General features: G+C 64.1%; 10 protein-coding genes. All 10 read left to right on the top strand.

Translation table 11 applies throughout. From position 1 onward, the window contains the following. The 10 genes from HBF25_RS05235 to HBF25_RS05190 all read left to right on the top strand — a co-directional run bounded on the left by HBF25_RS05235 (position 1) and on the right by HBF25_RS05190 (position 22,104). Positions 1 to 537 carry an RNA polymerase sigma factor gene (locus HBF25_RS05235; protein ID WP_341778044.1) on the top strand — a complete coding sequence of 179 codons (537 nt, stop codon included), beginning with the start codon at positions 1 to 3 and terminating at the stop codon, positions 535 to 537. Continuing rightward, positions 534 to 1,508: a FecR family protein gene (locus tag HBF25_RS05230; protein WP_166946872.1), complete on the top strand. Its 975-nt coding sequence runs from the start codon at positions 534 to 536 to the stop codon at positions 1,506 to 1,508. Before HBF25_RS05235 ends, HBF25_RS05230 begins: the two co-directional genes overlap by 4 nt. A gap of 133 nt (positions 1,509 to 1,641) precedes the next feature. Next, complete coding sequence (locus HBF25_RS05225; protein ID WP_166946871.1) at positions 1,642 to 3,252, top strand: ShlB/FhaC/HecB family hemolysin secretion/activation protein; 1,611 nt, start codon at positions 1,642 to 1,644, stop codon at positions 3,250 to 3,252. A gap of 37 nt (positions 3,253 to 3,289) precedes the next feature. Next, a complete protein-coding gene (locus tag HBF25_RS05220; RefSeq protein WP_208392414.1) occupies positions 3,290 to 5,065 on the top strand; it encodes a DUF2341 domain-containing protein in 1,776 nt (591 codons plus the stop codon). A 10-nt stretch (positions 5,066 to 5,075) separates the two neighbouring features. Then, a complete protein-coding gene (locus HBF25_RS05215) occupies positions 5,076 to 5,483 on the top strand; it encodes an ExbD/TolR family protein (RefSeq protein ID WP_166946870.1) in 408 nt (135 codons plus the stop codon). Positions 5,484 to 5,487: 4 nt separating this feature from the next. Further along, positions 5,488 to 6,168 (top strand): TonB family protein, encoded by a 681-nt coding sequence (locus HBF25_RS22515; RefSeq protein ID WP_166946869.1) that lies wholly within the window; start codon positions 5,488 to 5,490, stop codon positions 6,166 to 6,168. Positions 6,169 to 6,209: 41 nt separating this feature from the next. Next, positions 6,210 to 7,916 carry a putative porin gene (locus HBF25_RS05205; RefSeq protein WP_208392413.1) on the top strand — a complete coding sequence of 569 codons (1,707 nt, stop codon included), beginning with the start codon at positions 6,210 to 6,212 and terminating at the stop codon, positions 7,914 to 7,916. 9 nt (positions 7,917 to 7,925) lie between these two features. After that, positions 7,926 to 8,552: a DNA repair protein gene (locus tag HBF25_RS05200; protein ID WP_166946868.1), complete on the top strand. Its 627-nt coding sequence runs from the start codon at positions 7,926 to 7,928 to the stop codon at positions 8,550 to 8,552. Between the two features lie 102 nt (positions 8,553 to 8,654). After that, on the top strand, positions 8,655 to 9,146 hold the full coding sequence (locus tag HBF25_RS05195; protein ID WP_166946867.1) for a hypothetical protein: 492 nt from the start codon (positions 8,655 to 8,657) through the stop codon (positions 9,144 to 9,146). 58 nt (positions 9,147 to 9,204) lie between these two features. After that, the gene (locus tag HBF25_RS05190; RefSeq protein WP_166946866.1) at positions 9,205 to 22,104 is read left to right on the top strand and encodes a filamentous haemagglutinin family protein; all 12,900 of its coding nucleotides are present in this window, start codon (positions 9,205 to 9,207) and stop codon (positions 22,102 to 22,104) included. The last annotated feature ends 58 nt before the right edge of the window (positions 22,105 to 22,162 follow it).

Here is a 22,162-nt window from a genome sequence, read left to right as displayed (position 1 = left end):
GTGGAGACGTCCCTCCTGGGAGTGTTCCTCGACAACTACGACGATTTTCGTCGACGGCTGCGCAGACGCCTGCGCTCGGACGACCTCGTGGATGACGTCATGCAGGAGACTTACCTGCGCGTGGAAAAGCTCGGGCCCACGGAAGTCCGAGCCACGCATCCCACGGGCTACCTGTTTCGCATGGCGCTGAACATGGCAGTGGACCATCACCGGTCCCACGGCCGCCTGCTGACGGGCGAAGAGGTGGACGACCTGATCCAGTCGGTGGACGATCCACTGGACCCTCAGGCCGTGCTCGCCTCCCGGCAGGATCTGGAAGCGCTGTCCCACGCACTCGATGCCCTCACTCGCCGGCAGCGCGAAATCCTCATTGCCGCGCGTATCGATGAACTGCCGCAGGCTGATATCGCGGCCCGTTTCGGTATCTCGGTGAGGATGGTCGGCAAGGAACTGAAAAAAGCACTCGATACTTGTGCCGAAAAAGTGGGACGTAAGTCCGTTCAGCGGTTCGGTCCGGGTGCCGGAGAACCGTCATGACGGATATGGAGACGACCACCAGCCACGAGAGCGAGCGCCAGGCGCGTGCCTGGCTCGTACACCTGACGTCGGGCACGGCGACCACCGAGGACGGTGAGGCCTTCCGGCGCTGGTGCCTTGCCAGTCCGCAGCATGCCGAGGCGTTCGCGCATGCGCGACGCCTGTGGGAGGACCTGGGTCCTGCCATCGAGCACCGGAACCGCACGCCCGGCCGGGGTGATCGTCCCGCGCCCCGGCATGGCGTGCGCATGGGGCGTCGCATGTTCATCAGCACCGCCGTCACCGCCTCGGTGGCTGCCATCGCCTTCGTGCGCTATGGCCTGGGTGCGGGTGTCATGGGGAGCGAGCCGGGGTTGCGTACCGCGGTGGGTGAACAGAAAGAGGTCCAGGTCAGCCACGGCGTGGACGTTGAACTGAATACGGATACCGCCATCGGCCTGAACAAGTCCGCAGGCCATGTCACGGGGATGCGCCTGCGCGAAGGCGAGGCCATGGTCCGTATCGATGCGGCACGCGCCGCGCCGTTCGTCGTCGAACTCGACGACGCACGTGTCCTTTCGTCGCCGGGAGCCTCCTTCGCAGTACGTTGTGTCGACGGCGTGTCGTCGGTGACCTGCCTTGATGGAGAGACGGTGCTGGAGCGGGGCGTCGCCAGGACACTGGTAAAGCCTTCGCAGCAGGTAGCGCTCGATGCCTCGGGCATGACGCAGCCCGTGGCAGTCAATCCCGACACGGCCTTCGCCTGGCGCCAGCGCGTACTCATCTACGACAACCAGCCGCTGGCGGATGTCGTCGCCGATATCAATCGCTACCGCCACGGGCGCATCGTGATCACCGATCGCACGCTGGGCGAGCGTCGTGTGCATGCACGTTTCACGCTCGACCAGATGGCGGATGTCGCATCGCTCATCCATGACGCCTATGGCGCGCACGTTACACATCTTCCTGGTGACTGGGTGTTGCTGAGCTGACAGGGAAGGAACCGCTGGAACGATGAATTTTTCGTGACAACGGTTCAGTGCCACCCGCGCCCAGGCGTCTTGTGGGCAAACGGATCGACAGGGGAAGTTTTCAAGTGGCTACACGAGCAGCACGGGTGAGCGCATGATGCGTGTCACGACCTCGCGGGGCGCGCGCGCCCTTGCGCTGGCCATCGCAGCCGCCATCGCCGGCGCTGCATCTGCCCAGGAAGCGCCGACCTCCTTCGACGTGAACGAATACGTCGTCGATGGCAACACCACGCTGCAGGCGCTGGACATCGAGACGGCCGTGTATCCGTTCCTCGGTCCCGGCAAGTCGATGACCGACGTCGGCGGTGCGCGCGATGCACTGCAGAAGGTCTACCAGGCGCACGGCTTCCAGTCGGTCGTGGTGGATATTCCGCCGCAGCAGGTGAAGGACGGCGTGATCCGTCTCCAGGTCACCGAGAATGCCATCGGCCGCGTGCGTGTCGAAGGCGCGACCTATCGTTCGCCGAAGGACATCCGCGATGCGGTGCCTGCGCTGAAAGAGGGCGAGGTGCCCAATTTCGCACAGGCACAGAAGGAACTGACCAACGTCAACCGCAAGGGCGGCAGCCAGGTCGTGCCGGTGCTCACGCCGGGCAAGCTGCCGCAGACCATGGACGTGACGCTCAAGGTCACTGATACAGCGCCCTGGCACGGCAGTGTCGAGGTAAACAACGACCATAGCGTCAACACGCCCGAGCTTCGCACCATTGCCAGCGTGCGCAACGACAACCTGTTCCAGGACGGCCAGGCGGCATCCATTACCTATATCGTGGCGCCGCAGGACAGGAACGCGGCAGAAGTGTGGGCAGGTTCGTATCTCGTGCCGCTGGGTGGCGACTGGAGCGTGCTGGCATCGGGTTATAAATCGAACAGCAATGCCAACTCCGTCGGTGGCAGTACCGTACTGGGCAAGGGCAATGCCTATGGCTTTACCTTCCTGCGCAACCTGCCATCTCACGAAACCTATTCGCAGTCGCTGGCCATCGGCGTCACGCGCAAGCATTTCGACCAGAACATCACGCTTGGCACGGATACGTCCAAGGCGCCGGTAACCTACATACCCCTGTCGATCACCTACCAGGGGCAGTCTTACGGCGAAAAGTCCAACAGTGGCATTTCGCTGGGTGCCACGGCGGGTTTCCGCGTGGGCGGAAGCAGTTCCGAAGCCTTCGATACCCAGCGTTATCGCGCCCGGGCGAACTTCCTCTACGTCAAGGCCGAAGGCAACCACGTACGCAACTTCGCCGATGGCTTCAGCCTGGCGGGGCGCCTGGCAGTGCAGCTTGCCACGACATCGCTCATTTCCAGCGAGCAGTTCGCGGCAGGCGGCCAGAGTACGGTGCGTGGCTACCTGGAAGCGGAGCAGACCGCGGATCACGGCGCCATCGCATCACTGGAGTTGCGCACGCCGTCCCTCGCCTCGCACATCGGCCAGTGGATGAACGACTGGCGTTTCCACGCGTTCGTCGATGGCGCACACCTCGTACTCATGAATGCGCTGCCGTCTCTTGTCGACCAGAAGGATGCGTCGAAGGGAAGCACGCGCAAGACCAGCTACGACCTGTCCAGCGTGGGTCTCGGCACCCGCTTCCAGATTTTCAACATCGTCACCGGCGCGTTCGAAGTGGCCTATCCGTTCCAGAACAGCCAGAACACGCGCGCGCACGACACCCGCATCCATTTCTCTCTCAAGGCAGACCTCTGACCGGCAGGTCGGACCACAGACATCCAGGGGTATTACCGTGAATCGATTTTTGTTACTGACCTGCTTGCTGTTTCTCGGCTTCGTGCCGATGGCACACGCCGACGCCTCGTGGTGGAACCAGGACTTCTCCTTCCGCAAGGCGATCACCCTCGACACCACGGCGAAGGGAGCGGCCGTGAGCGCCGCGCCTGGCCGCACGCCGGTCCTGGTGCGCCTGCATTCGGGCAACTTCACTTTCGACGGTGTCTCGGAGACCGGTGCCGACATTCGCTTCGTCGCCGCCGATGACAAGACGCCGCTGAATTACCAGATCGAGAGCTTCGACCCGGTGCTTGGCGTTGCCCTGATCTGGGTGGACGTGCCGCAGCTGGCCGCCGACGCACAGCAGCAGATCTGGATGTACTACGGCAACCCGAAGGCGCAGGGGGGCGACAAGGGTGCTGCGGCGTATGACGCTGATTACGCCGCCGTCTACCACTTCGAAGACGCTGCCGGTACGCCGCCGCACGATGCAACGGCGTACGGCAACAACGCCGTGGGCAACGACGTCGCCACCGTGGATGGCGTGATCGGCAAGTCGGCGCGCTTCGATGGCAGCAAGGTGGTGAACCTGCCAGGTAGCGTGTCGATGAACGTCGCCGAAGGCGGTGCCTTCACGTTCAGCGCCTGGGTGAAGCTCGATGCGCTGCCGGCCGGTCGTGCCGTCGTCTATGCCCGCCGCCAGGCGGAGCACAAGCTGCTGCTTGGTTTCGACAATGGCGTGCCCTTCGTGCAGGTCGATGACGCGACCACCACCGCTGGTGAGCCCGTGAAGGCGGGCGCATGGATGCATCTGGCCGTGACGGCGGCCGACAGCAAGATCCAGCTCTACGTGGATGGCCGCCCCTACGCCTCGCTGGATGCGAAGCTCCCCGCGCTGACCAGCCAGGCCACCCTCGGTGGCGACGCTGCCGGCCAGACCGACACCTTCGTACCTTTCGCCGGACAGATGGATGAAGTGCGCCTGTCGCGGGTCGCCCGCCCGGCCGCGCTGATTGCGCTGGATGCGCAGACCCAGGGTGCCGAATCCAAGCTGCTGAACTACGGTGCCGACGAGAAGCAGGCCGGCATCGGCTTCGGTTACTTCGGTGTCATCGTCAAGTCGGTCACGGTCGATGCATGGGTGGTGATCGCCATCCTGCTGGTCATGGCGGCGATTTCGTGGGTCGTGATGTGGCAGCGTGCCGCCTACGTCAATCGCGTGACCCGCGCCAACGACAACTTCCTCGACGCCTTCCGCCAGCAGGGCCGCAACATCCTTGCGCTGTCCCGCGATCCGACGGCGTCGCGTCTTCAGGATGCTTCGCTGTATCGCCTCTACAAGGTCGGCGCCGGCGAAGTATGGAGCCGCCGCGACGACGATGGTCACGACCATATCGCTCCGGAGTCGATCGAGGCCATCCGCGCCACGATGGACGCGACGCTGGTGCGCGAGAACCAGCGCCTGGCCAAGTCGATGGTGATGCTCACCATCGCTATCTCCGGCGGCCCGTTCCTGGGGCTGCTCGGTACCGTGGTTGGCGTGATGATCACCTTCGCCGCGATCGCGGCGGCCGGCGACGTCAACGTCAACGCCATCGCGCCGGGTATCGCCGCCGCGCTGCTTGCCACCGTGGCGGGCCTGTTCGTCGCGATTCCCGCGCTGTTTGGCTACAACTACCTGCTGATCCGCAACAAGAACGTCACCGCGAACATGCAGGTGTTCGTGGACGAGTTCGTGACGCGACTGGCTGAGCAGCAGCGCACCGTCCACCCATCCGCCGTGGCGGCCTGAGGTCCGGATCATGCGCGCCCAAGACGAAGACAAGCCGTACGACGACATCAACATCACGCCGATGCTCGACCTGGCGTACGTGTTGCTGGTGATCTTCATCATCATGACCACCGCCTCGGTGCAGGGCATCAAGGTGAACCTGCCCAAGGCCAGTGCGGCGGTGAGCATGGCCAAGCCGCAGACCAAGGCCATCACCATCTCGGACTCGGGGCAGATCTTCCTCGATGCCTATCCCGTGACGCTGAGCGAGCTGGAAGACCGCCTGCGCTCGCTGAAGGCGTTGAATCCGGACTTCCCGGTGGTGGTAAAGGGTGATTCCACGGTCCAGTACCAGAAGGTGATGGACATCCTCGATCTGCTGCGCCGGGTGGACCTGCCTCAGGTCGGTCTGGTCACCGGCAAACCGGCGAAGGACTGAGCGCGTGAGTCCGAACGATTCCCGTCGCGCTCCACCTCGCCGCTGGCTCGGTCCGGCGGTCGGTGTCGTTGTGTTGTTGCTGGTGGGTGCGCTGATCTGGCACTTCTCCAGCAGCCGCGTGGGCGTACGCCGTGAAGCGCCGCGCGTGGCAACGATTACGCCGTTGCCGCCGCCGCCACCGCCGCCGAAGGAAAAGCCACCGGAGCCGAAGAAGACCGAGGAGCCCAAGCCGGTTGAAGAAAAGCCCACCGAAGTGCCGCAAAAGCCGGTGGATGCACCCAAGCCCAGCAACGACGTCGCGAAGCAGGTGACGATCAACAGCGATGCCCAGGCCGGCAGCGATGCCTTCAACATCGGCGCAGGTTCGGGGGGCGGCATGGTGGGTTCGGGCGGTGGTACGGGCACGGGCACCGGCAGTTATGACCAGTACCTGGGCTACGCGATCCAGCAGGCCATCCAGCGCGACGACCGGGTCAACCGCCTGGTGTTCGATGTGCGCGCGGATATCTGGCTGGACGCCGATGGCAAGCTCACCCGCGCGGAGCTCGCTGGCTCCAGTGGCAATACACGTACCGACGAAGCCTTGCTCGAGGCGCTGCGCTCGATGCCCCGCATCGATGTCGCGCCGCCGTCCTCGCTGCGCTTCCCCTTGCGCGTCTCCATTCGCGGAAAGCGCCCCGTATGACGACCGCCACGCCAAATCATTCGAATACCCGGAGAGTTTTCATGACCATCGGAAAGGCCCGCCATCGTCCCGCGCGAGCCATGCTGGCCCTGACCATCGGCCTGGCCCTGTGTGCCGGCGCGGCGCACGCACAGAGCGCTCCCTCGGACAATGCCACCATCAACCTCGTGCGCCTGCTGGTGAAGCGTGGTGTACTGACCCAGGCCGATGCCGACGGCCTGATCGCCCAGGCCAACAGCGAAGCCGCGCAGGCACAGAAGCTGGCGGGTACGGCCAATGCGGCACCGGCCACGCCCGGACAGGTGCGTGTCACCTACGTGCCGGAGGTGGTTCGCAACCAGATCAAGGATGAACTGCGCCAGGAAGTGGTGGCACAGGCGAAGAACGAACACTGGGCCGAACCGGGCAAGCTGCCCGAGTGGCTCGACCGCGTCACCTGGACGGGTGACCTGCGCGTGCGTGACGAATTCCATTACTACGACAAGAGCAATGCCGCGTCGCTGGTGGATTTTGCCCAGTTCAACCGCACGGGCCCGTATGACCTCAACAGCCGCGTTGCGCCGCCGCTGCTGAATACCCTGGAAAACCGCACGAATTCGATGCGCATCATGGCCCGCTTCGGCATGCTGCTGAATCTCGGTGATTCGGTGACGGCGGGTATCCGCCTGGCGTCGGGCAACTTCAACGATCCGGTATCCACCACCCAGACGCTGGGCGGTGGTCTCACCAAGAAGAACATCTGGCTCGATCAGGCATGGATCGCGTGGAAGCCCACGGATTGGGCGAAGGTCGTGGCCGGCCGCATGCAGAACCCGTTCATGAGCACGAACCTGGTCTTCGCGGACCACCTCAACTTCGACGGCGTGGCCGGCAAGTTCGACGTGCCCTTCAACGACCAGTTCCGCGGTTTCGCCACGGCAGGCCTGTTCCCGTTCGATTATCAGGCTGACGACTTCCCCTCGTCGGCCAGCCCGAAGAATGCAAGTCGTGACAAATGGCTGACGGCCGCGCAGGTCGGCGGTGCCTGGAAGTTCAACGAAGATGCCGAATGGAAGCTTGCCCTGGCGTACTACCGCTTCGACAAGCTGCGCGGTGAGCTTTCCTCGCCGTGCTCGATCTACCTTGGTGCGGCTTACTGCAGCACGGATGCGACGCGCCCGACCTTCATGCAGAAGGGCAATTCGCTGTTCCTGATCCGCGACATCGTGCCGGACCCGAGCGCGCCGACCAGCTACGCGCAGCCGCAGTTCGTCGGCCTGGTATACGACTACCACGTCCTCAACGCCAACACCCAGCTGGACATGAAGGTGGCGGGTACGCCGCTGCGTATCGAGGGCGATTACGTCAGGAACATGGCGTACCACCGCAGGGATGCGTTCCGTCCGGATGTTGGCGTGGGCCGCCTGGCCAACAATTTTGGCGCGGGTGATCTCACTGCCGACAACTACAAGAGTGGTCCGGTGGGCTGGATGCTCCGCGCCACCCTGGGCAACCCGGATCCGAGTGGTGCAGGCGACTGGAACGCCAGCGTGGCCTACAAGTACCTGCAACCCGATGCGACGGTGGACGGCCTGAACGACCCCGACTTCCATCTGGGCGGCACCAACGCGAAGGGCTTCATCCTGAGCGGCAGCTACGGCGTGTCGAAGTACGCATGGCTTACGGCGCGTTACCTCAATGCCCGCCAGGTGTTCGGTGCGCCGCTGGCCATCGATGTGTTCCAGCTTGAAATGAACGCGCGGTTCTGAGGAGGCTGCATGAAACGCAAGCTCATCGCTCTGGCCCTGCTGTCGATTGTGCCTGCCGCGTTCGGGCAGACGGCCAGTCTGGAATCCCGCCTGCGCGACCAACTGCGCGATACGCGTTCGCAGTTGCAGTCGTTGCAGGCCGAGCAGTCGCAGTGGGCGGCAGAAAAAGCCGCACTGGAAAAGGAACGGGACGCCGCGAAGCAGGATGCGGAGACGGCGCGCACGGAGGCGAAGAAGGCGACAGGGATGTCTCCGGAGGCGTCGAGGACCATCGCGGCGGAACGGCAGCGCAGGGAAGAAGCCGAGGCCAGCCTGCAGAAAGGCAAGGCGGACAGCGAATCCTCCGCGCTGGCCCTGCGTACGGCAGAGACCGAGCGGGCACGCCTGGCGAAGGAACTGGACGCCGCGAAGGGGCAGGTGGATGCTTGCACCGCGCGCAACGTGCAGATGTATCGCGTGGGCCAGGAAGTGATCACGGCTTACGAAAAACTGGACATGGGCGATGTGCTGTCCTCGCGTCAGCCGTTCGCAGCGAAGGCAAGGGTACGGCTGGAAAACGCCGCCCAGTCGTTCGGTGACCGGCTCTACGAACAGCGTTTCGACCCCCGGGCTGGGCAGGCTGCTGCCTCGCCATGAACCCGGACCCTTCAGCCCAGTGGTTGGGCGCAACGGACTGTAGAGGAAACCGCAATGGACAGGGACGTCCCCTCCCGTCGTCATGGTGCAACGAGGCCAAGCGTGTATCACGACCATGAGATCGACAGCTTTCCGGAGCACCGTGCGCAGCGACCGCGCCTGTCGCGGGGGCGTGCGGAGGTGGATGCGCGGGTCTGCGGCATGAGCTGCATGAACGCGCTGGCGGAAATGCTGAGACAGCTCTACGCAGCGCGGCAGGGTCGCCAGGCGGATGTACTCATGGACCGCTGTTCGCGCGAGGCGCTGGAAGCGCTGCTGAGCGAGTCCTCGGCCTTTCTCGGCTCCCGCGTGCGCTATGCGGTGGCCGATCGCCTGCGCCATCGCAAGCCGCACCTGGATGATGCGGCGCTACCGACGATCCGGGCGATCGCGAGCGTACTCAATGCGTGGCTGCACGACGGGCGCCGGCTGGCGATCCGCACGGTGCTGCGCGAACTCGGCGAGGTGGAGCTCAGGGAGCTCGCCGCGCTGCCCGAACTGAACGATGAAGTGGCGTCGATGACAGGTGACTTCGCGGGCGGAAGCCCCCTGTGATCCACGCCGAAACACGTGGCGGCCTCCGGCCGCGACCCTTTGCTCTTCGAGGTCTGCCATGATCGTACGTACCAGGACTTCCGCCGAACCCCGCCGCCCGGCTCCTCCCGCACTCCGGCCGACGCTGCGTCGTCGCGCCGTATGCCATCTCATCGCCATCGCGCTGTCTGGCAGTGGCGCTGCGCATGCAGCGACGCCGCCAGCCTTCACGCCGGCATGGTTCGCCAGCAAACAGGCCGGCACGACACCCGCCCCGGCGCCTGCTCCGGGCGGGCAGGGCGGTGCAGCCGGTGGCAACGTCAGCTTCACGCCGGGCAGCGCGCTCCTGCAGCAGCGCGTCCAGCAATCGATCCAGAACCTCGACAACGCCGCGGCTGCGGTGGCCGCGCAGATGCAGGCGCAGAAAGCCGCGCAAAGCGCTGCGCAGCAGCTGGCGTCCAAGGTGTCCGACGGCGTGGCCAACGGTGGCCTGGTGCCGTCGGCGGGCATCGGTGCCGATCCCAGCCTTTGGCAGAACGCCAACATGCCCACCGACACGGTGGCCGCTGGCAAGCACACGGTCGAGGTGAAGCAGACCGACAAGAAGGCCATCCTTACCTGGGACAGCTTCAACGTCGGTCGCAACACCACCTTGTACTTCAACCAGAGCGCAGGCAACCAGAGCGACGGCAAGAACGACTGGATCGCGCTCAACCGCATCAACGATCCGTCAGCCCAGCCCAGCCAGATCCTTGGCCAGATGAAGGCCGAGGGTACGGTGTACCTGCTCAATCGCAATGGCGTCATCTTCGGCGCCGGTTCGCAGGTGAATACGCGTTCCCTGATCGCCAGCTCGCTGAACCTGTTCAGTGACGACGTGAAGGCCAGCAACGCCCGCTTCCTCAAGGATGGTATCGGCGTCAACGATGCACCGATCCTGACGGCTTCGTTCACTGATGGCCGCAACCACGACGTCGTGATCGAGAAGGGTGCGTCGATTACCAGCGGCAACCAGGGATTCGTGCTGGTCGCTGCGCCGAATGTATCGAACGCAGGTTCGATCGTGGCTGACGATGGACACGCCATCCTGGCGGCATCGACCGTACTCACCAACCGGAACACGACGGGGCCGCTGGATCTTTACGACAACAACCCGGCCCGCGTTCACACGGATGGATCCGTGACCAATACGGGTATCGTGCAATCCCGTCGCGGAACGGTTTCGATACTCGGCTACGACGTCACGCAAGCGGGTGTGGTGCTGGCATCGACAAGCATCGCCTATCCGGGCGCCATCTCTCTTCTTGCCGCCACGGGTACCTTTACCCCCACCAATCCCGCCGCCGGCGGCACTCTGGAGCTGACCAAAGGATCGGTGACCGCCATCCTGCCGGAGAAGGATGGCACGACCACCTCTTCCAGCGCAGCGGCGGACGAGGCCTTCGTGACCGGTTCCGTGTACATGGGCGGCAACCAGGTCAGGCTTGATGGTGGTTCGCTGGTGGAGGCGCCAGGGGCGAATGTCACCCTGCAGGCGTTGCCTGTATACAGCGACCTCCGTCCCGATGCGTCCCGGGTTTACGTCGACAGCGGCGCGATCATCGATGTGTCCGGCATCGCCAATGTGATGCTGCCGTCTTCCGCGCTGCTGATCACCATTCCCCGCATCGGCCAGAACGAGCTGGCGAATTCGCCGCTCCAGCGCAACAGCTTCCTCTATACGCAGAAGAACGTGACGGTGGACGGCAGCGTCTCCGGTACGCGCGCGGACGGGCTGGACTGGATCGGCAGTCCTATCCTGAATGTCGGCGGCTATGTCGAGAACGTGCCGCGCGACATTTCCCAGATGCTCACGCACGGCGGCAATGTCACCCTGGACGGTCGCCAGGTCATTGTGCGCGACGGCTCCCGAATCAGCATGGACGGCGGTTACCTGGCCTACCAGGCCGGCTGGATCGACACGCCGAACCTGCTGGGCGCCGACGGCCTGATCCATAACATCGCCGATGCCGATCCCAACGTGATGTACGTGGGATTTGCAGGCCAGTTCACCAGTAACCATGCGCGTTGGGGCGTCAGCGAAACGTACAACTCGCCGATCATGGGCGGCAGCCACCGCTGGAGCGAAGGCTTCGTCGTGGGTTCCGATGCCGGCACGATGACGGTGAGGGCCGCGGATGCCCTCGTGCTCGACGGGGATATTTCGGCTCAGGCGACGCCGGGCACGCGACAGGTGGCCAATGGCACTCAGCCGCATGGTGGCAAGATCACCATCAACGAAACACCGGCCGCACTGACCCGCGCGCCCTACAGCATGGGTATCCGGGTACAGCAGTCGTCGCTGGTTCTTGATCACCTCACACCCGGATTCAACGCCGATACACCGTGGGAAGATGTGCTGGCCGCGCAGGACAGCACGGCCACGGACGATAACGATCTGCGTAGCTGGCTCGTGGTCTCGGCGGACAAGATTGCCCGCGCCGGCTTTGACAGTGTCGACATCACCTCGCCATCGGCCATCGTGGTGGCAGCGGGCAGCAACCTGGTGGTGGGGGCGGGCGGCAGCGTGTCGCTCACCGGTGGCCGCATCGACGTCAATGGTGCGATTGCCGCTCCGGCGGGGAGCATCTCGCTGACCGCGACCCAGCCTATCGCGGCACCCGGGCCGGGGATTGACCGCAATGCCGTACGGCCGGCGGATATCACCCTGGCGGACGGCGCCTCGCTCAGTACACGCGGCCTGTGGGTGAACGACACGGCCAAGGCACCGGAGCAGCAGGCAGGTTATCGCTACATCAATGGTGGCAGCATCAGCCTGCAGACCCAGCAGGCCTTCTCCGGCGATGCGGCGAAGGGCATCGACGGCACGGGTTCGATCAACCTCCAGCAGGGAAGTGTCATCGACGTTTCCGGTGGTGGCTATGTGGATGCGGGCGGGGATGTCCGCCTCACCCACGGGGTTCCGGCCGGTCATGGTGGCGATGTTTCGCTGCGTACCTACGTCACGGGCGGCGCGCTTGACTATGGCGTGATTCCCGCGCCGCCCAAGGCACTCAATGGTGGCCGCGTCACCATGGCCGGCACGATCCTCAGTGAAGGATTCAGCGGCGGTGGCACCCTGACGCTACAGGCGCCGGAGATCCGCATTGGCGGCCAGCGCACGGACCTGGTCAATCCCAATGGCCTGTGGCTGGATCCTTCGTTCTTCGCAAGCCAGGGGTTCGACAACTACCAGCTCGACGCGATCACCGATGCAACGATTGCAAAGGGCACCCAGGTCACGGTTCGCCACAACAACCTCGTTGCCGACGTCGATGCCCTGCGCCTGCTCGGTACGGGGGGCGATGTCCGTAACCCGGCACTGTCCTCGCTGGCGCAGCTGGCTCCGTATACGCGCTGGGCAACGCGCGATACACGTACCGGGCATGGCCCGGGTTTCTCGCTGGCTGCCGGCGACTACCTGTTCTGGAACCTGTTGCCCGGTTCACCCGGCGCCGGGGCACCGTCTTACGCTGGCGCAACGGGTACGCTCTCCGTGGAGCACGGGGCCGGCGTGGATGTCGATGCAGGTGGGGCGGTGTCCTTGCGCGGTACGCAGGCAACGCTTATCCATGGATCGGTAAGGGCACCCGGTGGCCAGATCGATGTCGGCACCCGGGACTTCATCACCACGACGCCACTGCCCGCCGTATCGACGCGCGTATGGCTGGGGTCGGACAGCAAGCTGGACGCAAGCGGCATCGCCCTGATCGATCCGCTTGCGGCTGCCGTGACCCGCAGTACCGGCGGATTGCCGACAGGCGCATCTCCTCGTACGGGTACCATTCTCGATGGCGGCAGTATCGGGCTGGCGTCCAACAGTGGTTATGTGGTGGCCGAGGCAGGCGCGGTGCTGGATGTCTCCGGTACCTCGGATACCTTTGACGTACCGGTGTCGTCGAAGCGCCTCAATGGCGAGAATACGGATTATGTCGCCACGCCCGTGTGGAGTGACGGCGGCAAGATCACCATGCTGGCGGCAGCCGGACTCTACAGCAGTGCCACCTTGAAGGCGCAAGGGGGCTCGCCCTTTGCCGAGGGGGGCACGTTGTCACTCGGTGGTGAGCATGTCATCAACCAGAATGGCGGGTATCCGGCACCCACCCGTTTTGTCATCAGCGCAAGTGGTGGCAAGCTGCCGGATGCCGCCAGCGAGCGTGGCGCCATCGAGGCTGGCAGCGCCAGTGGCACACTCAACCTGACGGCCGATACGCTGCGCGACTCGGGTATCACTACCTTGCAGCTGGGCATCGATGGCACGGACATCCTGCCCGTTGTCTTCTCGGGCGACGTCAGCCTGTCGCTGGGTCGCGCCTTCCAGGCGGCGACCAACAGCCTGTCCGCGACGGCAGGAAGCCATGTCGAGGTCAACGCACCCTACCTGTCGTTCGTGGGCCTCATGAGCCCGACGGCGTCGCCGTCACTGACACGAGGTGACGCACAGCTTCGGATGACGGGCACGCAGATCGACATAGGTGGGTTGCTGAGCCTTGCAAACTGGGCATCGGCGACATTCGATGCCAGCGGCGACATCCGTTTCGTCGCCCCTACGAACCAGGCATACACGTCGCTCGGGCAGAAGATTACCGGCGTGCTCTACGCCACGGGTGACCTTACATTCAAGGCAGCTCAGCTGTATCCGGTCACGGACTACAGCTACGCCATTATCGCCAACGCCGGCGGGGCACTGGATGCCCATGGCAATTCGCTACAAACCACCATAACGATGCTGCCCGGAGGCGCTTCGCAGAGTCCTCTCTCTGCGGGCGGGACACTGCTCCTGGATGCAGATCATATCGAGCAGGGAGGCACCATCCGTGCTCCTTCGGGCAGCATCATCCTCGGTGTCAAGGATGCAACGCGCGAAGCCGCAGCGATCGGGCTGGATCCGAAGCAGATCCCGCTGGTGACCACCTCGTCGGTTCACCTGGCACAGGGCAGCGTGACCTCGGTGTCGCTCGACAACCAGACCGTGCCCTATGGAAGCACGATCGATGGTGTCCAGTGGCGTTACAACGGCTCCCCCGTCACCGCGTCCAACGACCTGACGGCTCCCCCCTCCAAGCAGGTCGCGCTGCATGGCGACAACCTTTCCCTTGATGAAGGCGCCACCATCGATCTCTCCGGCGGCGGCTCATTGCAGGCAGGTGAGTGGGTGCCGGGTACGGGTGGCAGCCGTGACGTGCTCGCGCAGCGGGCGACGGTGCCGGGTGGCAAACCATCGTCAGGCGATCCGCTGTATGCCGACGGGCGTCCCATCTACGCCGTCCTTCCCGGCAAGCAGCCGAACGTGGCGTCATACGACTCGGCCTTCGCCGCGCAAGGTGGCGACGGCCCGTCCGTGGGGCAGCAGGTTTACCTGAGTGGTGTGCCGGGCCTGCCGGCAGGTTGGTACACGCTCCTGCCGGCCCGCTATGCGGAGATCGCAGGTGCCTTCCGGATCGTCCAGCAGCCGGGCGTGGGTGTTGCCGGGCGCAATGTCCAGCAGCCGGATGGCTCGTACGTGGTTTCGGGTTACTTCGGCGACGGGCTCTCGGGAGCGCACGACGCACTGACGTCGAACTTCCGGGTGCAGTCGCGCGACGTCTGGCAGCAGTATTCGCAATACACCTTCACGGATGCCGATACCTTCTTCGGCAACAAGGCGACGAAGGCCGGCCAGGTGGCTCCGCGCCTGGCAGCCGACGCCGGACGCCTGATGCTGGATGCCGGCTCGCGCCTGAATCTCGGCACCACGCTGACGGCACAGCCGGCCAGCAAGGGACGCAGTTCCCAGGTAGACATTGCCGCGGAGGCGATCCAGGTGCTTGGCACCGATACCACGGCGCGCGACGGCTACCTTGGCCTGTCGGCCGATGGACTGACCCAGCTTGGCGCGGGCAGCCTGTTGCTGGGCGGCACGCGCACCAGCACGACGGAAGGCGACCGCATCGATACGGTGGCCGACAGCGTGCTGCTCTCCAACGATGCCAGCCATCCGCTTGCGGGCCAGGAAATCATGCTGGTGGCGAAGGACGGCGGAACCGGTGATGGCGTGACGCTGGAGTCAGGAAGCGTCCTGCAGGCGCGCGGCACCTCCAACCCCGTGGGCAGCCAGCCGGTGGTATTCGGTGTGAATCCTGGAACGGGCAGTGATGGCAAGCCGACGCCGGCGGTGAACGGCGATGGTGCACTGGTGCGCGTTTCCCAGAATGGCACCGCAGCGGTGATCCGCCATCAGGTGACCGGCGTCGACGGTCCGGCCGGTACGCCGTCAGGCAAGCTCACGATCGACGCAGGCGCGGTCGTACAGGGAGGCACGGCGCTCACGCTGGATGCCACCGGACGCATGCTCGTCGATGAAAATGCATCGTTCACCGGTTCGGCCATTGATGCGAATGCCAACCGTATTGCCTTCGTCGCCGACGGGCGTGACGGTGGCGACAATGGCCTGGTAATCGGTAGCCGTACGCTCAACCTGTTCCGCAATGCGGATCAGGTGACCTTGCGCAGCCGGGGCGAAATGGATTTCCTTGGCGATCTCGCGATTGCCCTCGGCAAGTCGCTGACCCTCAATGCGGCGACGATGGTCGGTGATGGCGGCAACGTCTCCATCAGTGCCGGCACGGTGGCGTTCGGAAACGCGCTGGGCACACAGCCGGGCGCGACGAACAGCGCGGCCCGTGGCCGACTCGCTGTCAGCGCCAGTGAAATCGATTTTGGCGCCGGTGCCACGGCCTTCAACGGATTTGGCACCTTCACGGCGACGGCAGGCCAGGGCATGGCGGGCCAGGGTTCGGGCGCGGTCGATTTTGGCGCGGCCAATGTCAACCTGTCGGCACCGGTGTTCCTTGCCGACAGTGCCGCCAATACGGCGCTGACCACCACGGGCAGCATGGTGCTCAAGAGCGCTGCCGGCCAGGCACTGGATCGCGATGCGCTTGGTGGCAGCCTGTCGCTCACGGGTTCGGACATCGACCTGGGCATGAACGTGCGCGCCACCGCCGGTGCGCTTTCGGCCAGCGCAACGCAGGGCGATGTCAACGTAGCTGCCGGGACCACGCTGGACGTGGCGGGTATCAACCGTACGTTCTTCGATACCACGACGTATGCCCCGGGCGGTCGTCTCTCGCTGGTGTCCAGCAAGGGCAACGTCAATGTGGCGGCCGGCTCGTCACTGCGTTTCGGTGGTGGGCAGGCGGGCGGCGACGCCGGCACGTTCACCATGCAAGCGGCGCAGGCGGCGCGTCTGGATGGCAGCATCGATGGACATGCCGCCTCGGGTTGGCGCGGTGGCTACTTCACTTACGCGGCGGGTACCGCGGTGAATCTGGACAACCTGGCGCGCATCGCTTCGGCGGCGGGCGCTACGGGCCTGCTGGACATCACCAGCGGCAACGGCGACCTGGTGCTGTCATCGGGCCAGCGCATCGGCGCGAACAAGGTATACCTGTACGCCGATGGCGGTACCACCCGTATCGATGGCAGCATCGATGCGTCGGGTCCGGTCGGTGGGCGTATCGAACTCTACGGTCGTGACGGCGTGGACGTGGAAGGTTCGCTGGACGCGAGCAGCAGCATTCCGGAGCAGCGCGGCGGCGATGTCGTGATTGGCACGACCGGGAAGGGCGACGGCAGCCTGGATCCCACGTACGGCTACCAGCGCGTGCAGCGTGCCGATGCCGGCAGCATTCACGTCGGCCCCAATGCGACGATCAACGTAGCCGGTGGCTCCAGCACGCCGATCGCGGGCGGTCGCATCAGCTTCCGCGCACCGTTGCTTGCCGATGGTGACGTGCCCGTACAGATCGATCGCCCGGCGGGGCTCACCGGTGCACGCGATGTCACCGTTGAACCGTATGCGGTGTGGAGCACGGCCGATGCGTCGGGCGACCTGGCGAAGCATTTCGATGGCATCGTGGACCCCTCAGGCTGGTTCATGCGGGACCCGTCGACCGGCAAGCCCGTGATGGTGGCAGGCATCTGGACCGACGCAACGGGCAAGGTACTCGACGCACCCCAAGGGGACGACCAGCTCAAATCCTACCTGTCGCAGTATTTCTTCCAGCCGTCGACAGTCAACGCGGACCATGCGGGTTTTTACGGCTATGCCGGTGGCGACGCCGCCAACGGCCCCGGCACGCTGATGGGCTTCATCCAGAAGCCCGGCTTCACCTTTGGAAGTCGCTTTGCCTCGATCGGCAACATCCACGTCCGGCCCGGTGTGGAACTGGACAACCCTCTGGCGGCCAACGTGGACACCGGGGCCATCCATATCCTCACCAACTGGAACCTCGGCGCAGGCACCACTGACAGCAGCGGAAACATTTCGCTGGCCTATCGGTATGGTGCCGAGGCGCCCGTCCTGACCTTCCGGGCAGGCGGGACCGTCGACGTCAAGGCAAGCATCAGCGATGGCTTCTACCAGCAGAACAACGGCGCCGTGCTGAACGATCCACCGGTCCCGGTTGACGACAACGGCTATAGCGTGGCGCTGGGGGAATACCGGAAATCGCAGGCTTATATGGATGCGACGAATCTGTGGGACAACGGCACCATCAACCTGAAGGACGGTGATGCCTCCAATGGTGGTACGCCTGGCGGTGGTACGGCCAACCTGACGAAAGATCCGTACTGGGTTCCGCTTCAGGCACCCATGAAGGATCAGTCCACCACGTACTACGCCAACTACGGCCGGTATATCGGCGAAATCGGCGACAACGACAATCGCCAATGGGCCTTCACCTTCAATCTGGTGAATTCAGGTCCCGGATTCTATTCCTACAGTCCCAGTACGCTGGCAGCTCCCCGGATCGGAGATTACGGTACCTACGCAGACTACGTGGCGGCTTATCAGGACTGGATCTTCCTTAACTTCTTCGATTTCCAGGGCTATCGCGAGACGACGCCTGCGCCGCTTCTGCAGCCGCTGGACGTCGATTACGGCGCGTACTCGACCAATTACGCGAAGTACATCAGCGGCCATGCCGACTACGTCAATTACGTATCGCTCAACGTCGGCACCACGGGTATCGGTACGCAGCTCTTCTACGCACCGTTTGCGCCGCGTTCGGATGCAGCGGTCCGTGATCCGGTCTATGACAAGGCGCTTGCCGCCTACCAGGGCTCGCTGGCTTACCTGGATTCGCATAGCCTCTGGGACAACGGCACCATCAACCTGAAGAACGGCGATGCGTCGAACGGCGGCACGCCCGGCGGCGGTACGGCCGACCTGACAAAGGATCCCTACTGGGCACCTATTCAGGCCCCGCTACGCAAGCAGTCGTCCGACTATTACGCCAACTACGGGCGCTACATTGATGAAGTAGGTGACGGCGATAACCGCAAATGGGCCTTCACCTTCAACATGGTCAACTCGGGACCCGGCTTCTACTCGTACCAGCCCAGTTCGCTGGTCGCGCCGCAACCCGGGGACTTCAGCAGTTACGACGGTTATGTCGCGGCCTACCAGAGTTGGATATTCGATAACTTCTTCGATTTCCAGGGCTTCCGTGAGACCACTCCGTCACCGCTGCTACAGCCGCTGGATAGCGATTACAAGGCTTATTCATCCAACTATGCGAAGTACATCAGCGGGCATGCGGATTATGTAAGCTATGTGTCGCTCAATGTCGGCACCACCGACATCGGCACGCAGCTTTTCTATGCCCCATTTGCGCCTCGTGCGGATGCGCTGCCGCCGACCGCGCCGACGAACCTGCCCGTGCCGCCGGCTACGCCCGATAACAGTCCGTCGAACATGCCGAAGCTTGGCATGCCCGCATCGTTTGCGTCCGCGACACTCCTCGGTGGCCAGAGTTCTTCGTTCCGCTTCGTTTCCGGCGCCGACTTCGCGTCGGCCAATCCGCTGGCCGTGGGTGCGTCGTCGGGCGATGTCACGCTGGATGGTCATTTTGCCATTCCCGATGCGGTAACTGACCGTAACGTCGTCGGAGCGCCAAACCAGTACACCGGCAAGACGGTCTTGCTGCCCACGACCATTCGCACGGGAAGCGGTTCCATCGACGTGGCCTCCTCCGGCGATATCCGATGGCTGGACAACGCGTCACCGGCGGGCATCTATACGGCGGGCGTACCCGCCGACGGCACCACGGCGGGTACGGATGTTGCGGTCCTGCGGCCCTCGGTGAAGGCGCCCGGGCAGGCAGACACCCAGCCGGACATGCTTGTCACGGGGCTGGTCAATCCTGATCGTGCCGGAGATATCAGCCTGGTCGCGAAGGGTGATATCGATGCCATCCAGAACCCCACCGACCCGGACGGAAGCAGTACCCGCACGAAACCAGGTGCATCGCTGGCCCAGTACTGGTGGCAGTGGATGCAGACGGGCAACGCGGCTGACGGCAGTCGTTCGTCCATCAACTTCGGGAACTTCGGTCAGGGCGTGATGAGCGTTGGCGGCAACGTCTCGGTGAACGCGGGTGGAGACGTTTCGCAGCTCTTCGTCTCGTTGCCGACCACCTGGTACATGAATCCGTCAGGCCAGGGCGTGGTAACGGTCGGCGGAGGGGATCTTTCCGTGCACGCGGGAGGAGACATCCTCAGCGGTGGCTACTTCGTCGCTCGCGGAAAGGGTCGCATCGATGCCGATGGAATCATCGGGGCGTCGCCCGATCTGGCCCAGTTTGCGCTGCCAGCCACGGCAGGCGCGCCTTCAACACCTCTGTCAACCATTATCGCGATGCAGGACGGCAACGTCTCTGTTCATGCGACGAATGGCCTGGATCTCGGCGGGGTGTACAACCCGTCCTACTATTCTGCGCCAGGCTTCCAGGCGCTTCTGCCGGCTGGCCACGCAGACAGCCAGTCCTACAGCAGTGATTCGTCGATCGATGTGTCCACAACGACGGGCGATCTGCGCTTCGGTAGCCTGAAAGCGCCAGGCGCCGTGTTTGGCATGAACGGCGTGGCAGGACCCGTCCTCCCCGCGACCGTGTCGATGACGGCGCTGGATGGTGCCATCGACATACTTGCCGATGGCCAGCTCTATCCGTCGGCCAAGGGCAATCTCACGGTCATGGCCAGCGATGACATCAGCCTTTCCCGCCAGACGGTATCCGATAGCCGGGCGTCGTTCTTCGGATTGATCGATTCCGCGACCAGTCTGCCTTCGCCATTGAATCCGATAACGCGGTCGGGCACGTATATTCTATTCACGGAAAATTCCCCGCTGAACTATCACGATGCCACGCCGCTTCATGGAGACGACCACGAACCGGTGCGAATCTATTCGCTGCACGGCGACATCAAGGATGGCATCGAGGCACCCAATGGCTTCAACTACCTGTCCCTTCTGATTGCTCCGCAGAAGCAGGCGATGATCTATGCGGGCCGGGATATCGTGAACCTGGCTTTCATCGGCCAGCATGCGCATGATGCCGACATAACGCGGATCGCGGCGGGCAGGGACATCTATGACACGGCGTTCCAGGCCCAGGGATTCGACGGCTACATCCTGAATGGCTACGCATTGCCCGGGCAGATGCTTGTGGGCGGCCCGGGAAGTTTCCTTGTGGAAGCGGGTCGGGATATTGGTCCTCTTACCACCCAGGCCGAGGTGATTGCGACATCTACACCAAAGATGCCTACGGGCATCCAGTCGGTCGGTAATCTTTACAATCCAGCCCTGCCTCACGAAGGCGCCGATGTGAATGTGGCGTTCGGTGTCGGCCCCGGAACAGACACGGCAGCCTTCCTGGCCCGGTACCTGGATCAGCCCGATGCGACCTCCGGCCTTGGCAGCTTCGATGATGATCTGGTTGCGTTCATGACCCGTCGTGTTGCAGGACAGGTCGTCGATACCGGTTACGTGAAAGACAAGCCGGTCATCACGTTGACCGTGGCACAGGCCAGGCAGCTTCTGTCCAGGGAGCCGGAGTACGTACAGAGGCTCTTTGCGGAACGCGTCCTGTTCCGCATCCTTGCGACGGTGGGAAGTGACTACAACAACGCCCTCAGTCCGTTCCACAACCAGTACGCGCGCGGCTATCAGGCGCTCGACAGCCTGTTCCCGGCAGCTCGTGGCTACACGGCGAACGGCAACGGCGAAGGTGGTGGCAACGGTGCGGCGCAGCCTTTGTATACGGGCAACCTGGATATCCGCAGCACAACGATCCAGACCCAGCAGGGTGGTGATGTGACGCTGGTGGGGCCGGGCGGACAGATCATCGTCGGAAGCACGGCAGCCCCTTCCCAGATCACGGATTCCAACGGCAATGTTCTTGCCGGGCCGAACACGATGGGCATCCTTACCCTGGAGAAGGGCAATATCAACATCTTCTCGGATCGCAGCGTGTTGCTGGCCCAGAGCCGCATATTCACCGAGCAGGGTGGCAACATGGTGATCTGGAGTTCGAACGGCGATATCAACGCAGGCCAGGGTGCGAAGACCACGGCGGAAATACCGCCGCCGGTATACGTTTGCGACAACGACGCCTGGTGCCGGCTGGATGCTCGCGGTCAGGTCAGCGGCGCCGGTATCGCAACGCTGCAGACGGTGGAAGGTGCGCCGCCGGGAAGCGTGTATCTCATTGCTCCGCGAGGCACGGTCGACGCAGGTGATGCGGGCATTCGTGTTTCGGGCGATATCTTCATCGCTGCGGCGCGTGTGGCCAATGCCGACAACATTCAGGTCAAGGGTGAGTCCCTGGGTATTCCCGTCGTGGCGTCCGTCAACATCGGTGCACTCAATGCGGCCAGTGCAGCAGCGGGTGCCGCAACCAAGGCGGCGGAGGAAACCGCACGCAAGCAGCAGAACGACGCGCGTGACAAGCTTCCCTCTGTCATCTCGGTGCACGTGCTTGGTGGTTCGGATGCGGGTGCGAGTGTCACGGCTCCCGATGGCGCCAGTCCTGTTAGCGTGATCGGTACAGGTTCCATCGACAGTGCGCGTGCAAGCCTGCTTACCCCTGAAGAGCGAAAGCATCTGAAGTACAACTGATGCAGCAGGCGCCCCTGCATGTCTTACGGACTGCGGGGCGAATGCAGGGAAGGTGAGT

The organism is Luteibacter anthropi (assembly GCF_011759365.1).
Lineage (GTDB): Bacteria > Pseudomonadota > Gammaproteobacteria > Xanthomonadales > Rhodanobacteraceae > Luteibacter > Luteibacter anthropi.
Note: the sequence above shows the minus strand (reverse complement) of the source record. Positions and strands in the feature narration are given on the sequence as shown.

Bases quoted from the DNA above. Each gene is read 5' to 3' on its own strand.
- HBF25_RS05230 (WP_166946872.1), top strand. From the start codon at position 534: ATGACGGATATGGAGACGACCACCAGCCACGAGAGCGAGCGCCAGGCG.
- HBF25_RS05190 (WP_166946866.1), top strand. From the start codon at position 9,205: ATGATCGTACGTACCAGGACTTCCGCCGAACCCCGCCGCCCGGCTCCT.
- HBF25_RS05205 (WP_208392413.1), top strand. From the start codon at position 6,210: ATGACCATCGGAAAGGCCCGCCATCGTCCCGCGCGAGCCATGCTGGCC.
- HBF25_RS05215 (WP_166946870.1), top strand. From the start codon at position 5,076: ATGCGCGCCCAAGACGAAGACAAGCCGTACGACGACATCAACATCACG.
- HBF25_RS05225 (WP_166946871.1), top strand. From the start codon at position 1,642: ATGATGCGTGTCACGACCTCGCGGGGCGCGCGCGCCCTTGCGCTGGCC.
- HBF25_RS05200 (WP_166946868.1), top strand. From the start codon at position 7,926: ATGAAACGCAAGCTCATCGCTCTGGCCCTGCTGTCGATTGTGCCTGCC.